At 35.1% G+C, this 3,465-nt stretch carries 3 protein-coding genes (1 of these 3 cut by a window edge); all 3 read right to left on the bottom strand.

Translation table 11 applies throughout. The features are described 5' to 3' along the window. Positions 1 to 1,249, bottom strand: a 1,249-nt coding sequence (locus tag L647_RS0116605) for an O-antigen ligase family protein (RefSeq protein ID WP_216712740.1), incomplete at its 3' end; no start/stop codon positions are given. Between the two features lie 63 nt (positions 1,250 to 1,312). Further along, complete coding sequence (locus tag L647_RS0116600; protein WP_024612054.1) at positions 1,313 to 1,864, bottom strand: hypothetical protein; 552 nt, start codon at positions 1,862 to 1,864, stop codon at positions 1,313 to 1,315. 22 nt (positions 1,865 to 1,886) lie between these two features. Next, positions 1,887 to 3,465: the 3' portion of an EAL domain-containing protein gene (locus L647_RS0116595; protein ID WP_024612053.1), read on the bottom strand. 419 nt of this gene lie beyond the right edge of the window; only the last 1,579 of its 1,998 coding nucleotides appear in the window; its start codon lies beyond the right edge, outside the window; the stop codon is at positions 1,887 to 1,889.

The raw sequence follows: 3,465 nt of genomic DNA, 5'->3' as shown, positions 1-3,465 counted from the left end.
CCGCCATAAATAACATCGAATTAGCACCTGCTTGAAATGAGTAATCTACAGATGAGTGTAATAACATCGCTATAATCGCAATTGCGCACCCAAAAGCCACTCCTTGAAAAAGCGCCGTTTTACGTTTTCGCATCGTATTAACACATAACCATAAACAATAGAGTATAAGTGAACCTAGTGCAGCTGTAGCGGGTATCCCCAGCTCTACTGCAAACTGTACGTAATCGTTATGGGCGTTATCGTAATAACCAGAATAAGGCTCAGATTGATACGCCGGAAACGCCGTATAAAATGTACCACCACCAGAGCCCAATAAAGGTTTATCTAAAATCAGTGGAATTGAGTCTCGGACTACTTCATCTCGTGATTCTGATTGAATACTTGTTTCGCTAATTCGCTGTTTAACTTTTTCAACGTCAAAAATTGCACCAATAATTATTAAATCAATAATAAAAAAACTTATAATTAAAGGCTTAAACGCTTTTGGCTTATTCTTATATATAAATAAAGCTAAAAAACTTACAACAATTAATGCAATAAAAAATGCCGAATTACCCATACGGCTACGCGTTAATATAAGTGCCACAATAATTATAATCAGCGAGATACGTAAAATAATTTTTGAGCTTAAAAGTAGTTCCGCCCAGGCACGTAAAGTTTGTTTAAATGTTTGTTTATAGCCACTGTCAGAGCGTTTTAACTCACTTACTAAAACGCCAATACCTAAGCATAAACATAGGGCTAAAAAATTAGCTAAAAAGTTAGAGTAGGTAAAAGTGCCAATAGCACGCTCGGTATGCCTGTAGCCAAACAAAGGGCTAACGATATCGGGGGATAGATTTAAGTAACTAGCGTACAAGGCTTGAAATACACCCGCACAAATAATAGTGTAAATAAGTTTTTTAATCCGTTGGTCGTCATTACAATAAATCAATATTAACCAGCAAAATAGTATTATAAAACTAGTTTTAATTAGCATTTGCTTGGTCTGAAAAGGATCAATGCTAATGCCTAGTAACTGCACACTGCAAATTAAAACAACAATACCAAGAGCACTAAATAAAGGCCAAGAGTATAAAGGAGGGTAAAGGGGTTGCTTATCATTAAAAGTGCAGTTAATTAGGTGAACTAAAAATGTAGCACCAATTAAAATGCCCATTGCCAAAATGGCCCACGGACGATAGCTACCCAGAGGAATAGGCAGCAAAAATAATATTGCACACAGCAAAAAAAATATAAAGCGATTCAAAGTAAACTCAAAAGTAAAAACGCAGCTCAAAGGCTGCGTTTATATTATATTTAACAATGGGTATTAGTTACCGACTTCAGAAATTCCAGTATCACCACCAGTACCACCGGCACCAGGAGGTATAATAGGTATTGGCAAATTAACAATAACAGGTACTGCTGGAGTTATAGTAGGACCAGCCGCAGTTGCTTCAGATGCTATAGTTGCATCAACACCAGCAATGATAGCTGCTAGTGTTACAGCGTCGCTGTTGATTCCTGAAGCTACAAGTGAAGTTAAAAAGTCACTAATTAATGCGTTGTCTACGCCGAGAGCAGCAACAACTTCTGTAATCATTTTATCAATATCAGCTGCTGAGCATCGACCAGATTTTAAGTCAAGTTCGATATTTTTTGGGGTATCTTCATCGCTTTGACATAATAGATTGATAGCATCAACTAAATCCTTTTTTAATTCTTCTGGAGATGTATCTGAATCCGCATTATTTAGAATATTAAGTATAGAGTCCATACTCTGTTTTTGTACAACTGTATCAGTGCTTGTTTGTGCATAAACAGGTAATGCTGAAACAGCAAATGCACTAGCTATTAAACCGGCTAAAATAAGTGTTTTCATTTATCATCCCATGATAAAAAATTTAATTACAAAATTTTAGCGTATCAGCGCAGAAAGTAAACTCTTTATTTGTATTTTCACCTCTTTCTTTGGTGATTTTTGAAGGTGACATAATTAAATTTCCTTGCACACCATCACACCCTAAGTTTTCAAGCATCTTTAATGTCTCAGGTTTTTCAATTAAACAAGCTAAAACCTTAATTCCAAAGCCATGACAAATATTATTAACGGTTTGAATAAAAAACTGACTCTGCGTGTTATCTAATAAGTCTTGTATATAGCTACCGTCAATTTTTACGTACTCAATATCAAGACCCTGTAAATATCTAAACGACGTTAAACTAGTACCAAAGTGCTCAACACACACACTAATCCCAATGTCTTTAATAGCATCTATGTGCATAGATGCTATATGAACATTATAGAGTAAGCTAATCTCATGAAGCTCAAAAATTAAATTAGTTTTAATTACTGGCTTAGCGTTTGCGTAAAGCGTAAGCCATTGAATAAAATCGGTTGAGTATAACGATGCTTTACTCACATTCAATGCAAATACGTCATTAGGATATTGTTCTTTAATATTTACAAAGCTTCGAATAAGTTTTTTATCTAGTTCTTCTGTTAAGTTAAGTTTTTCAGCCATAGCGAATAAGTGACTATTATTTATCCTTTCACCATCATGAATAAAGTGTGCAAAGACCTCAAAATAGCATTGTTTATTTTGTGAATTAGCACGTTTAACAGGCTGGACTGAAAAACTTACATCGCCAGAATCAATAATTGATTGAATAAGTGCGCGCCATTGTTTAACACTAAATAGGGTGTCTTTGTCTACCTTGTTTAGATTAACTTTATTACCGATTGTGCTACCGGTATCTAATTCTGATAATACACTACCAATAGATGATTTTTTTTCAAGGGCGAGCAGCGCAAAATTAGCAAAGCCATTTATGTGTAAACTATTTTTCTTTTGGCTGAAAGCGTCTGTAATTTCTAATCGGGTTTTGTTTAAAAACACTTCATCAAAAGGTGACAAAGCAATAAACGTACTACCATTTAATCTAAATATCTTTGAGTTAGTTAGATCACCGATAATGTTTTTCAAAGTAGTCGTTACATCGATCACATGTTCATCGCCATCCTGGTAACTTACAGATTGATTTATATTTGCAAGTGAGGGAAGAGTAATCATCATCGCAGTTATTGGTGTATCAGCTGTTATAGTACCGGTAACAGAATTAAAATGATTCTCAAACGATTTACGATTACCCAGCCCAGTCAGGGGATCTATATATACTTCTTCTGTAAGCATTTGAGTTTGCTTTGTAAGCGAATCAAACGTACTTTGTAAATTAATAACCATATTATTAATTGCTTTAGTGACTGTTCGTAACTCGCGAGCAATAGGGATCTCTTCGTTTAACGTAAATCGTTTACGAGTAACAAGGTGAGCCTGATTTTCAACCGCTCTTAAAGGCTTGAATACAGCACGTAAAATTAAAAAAGCAACTGCAAGCGAAGTAATTAGCAATAAAAATGATCCATAAAAGCTACGTTTTGTGTGCTCCCAAAGTGTTAAATATGACTGACCGGTGTGGCTA

The organism is Pseudoalteromonas sp. TB64 (assembly GCF_000498095.1).
Classification (GTDB): Bacteria; Pseudomonadota; Gammaproteobacteria; order Enterobacterales; family Alteromonadaceae; genus Pseudoalteromonas.
The sequence above is the reverse complement of the archived record's forward strand: the minus strand, read 5'-3'. Positions and strand labels throughout refer to the sequence as shown.

Bases quoted from the DNA above. Each gene is read 5' to 3' on its own strand.
- L647_RS0116600 (WP_024612054.1), bottom strand. From the start codon at position 1,864: ATGAAAACACTTATTTTAGCCGGTTTAATAGCTAGTGCATTTGCTGTT.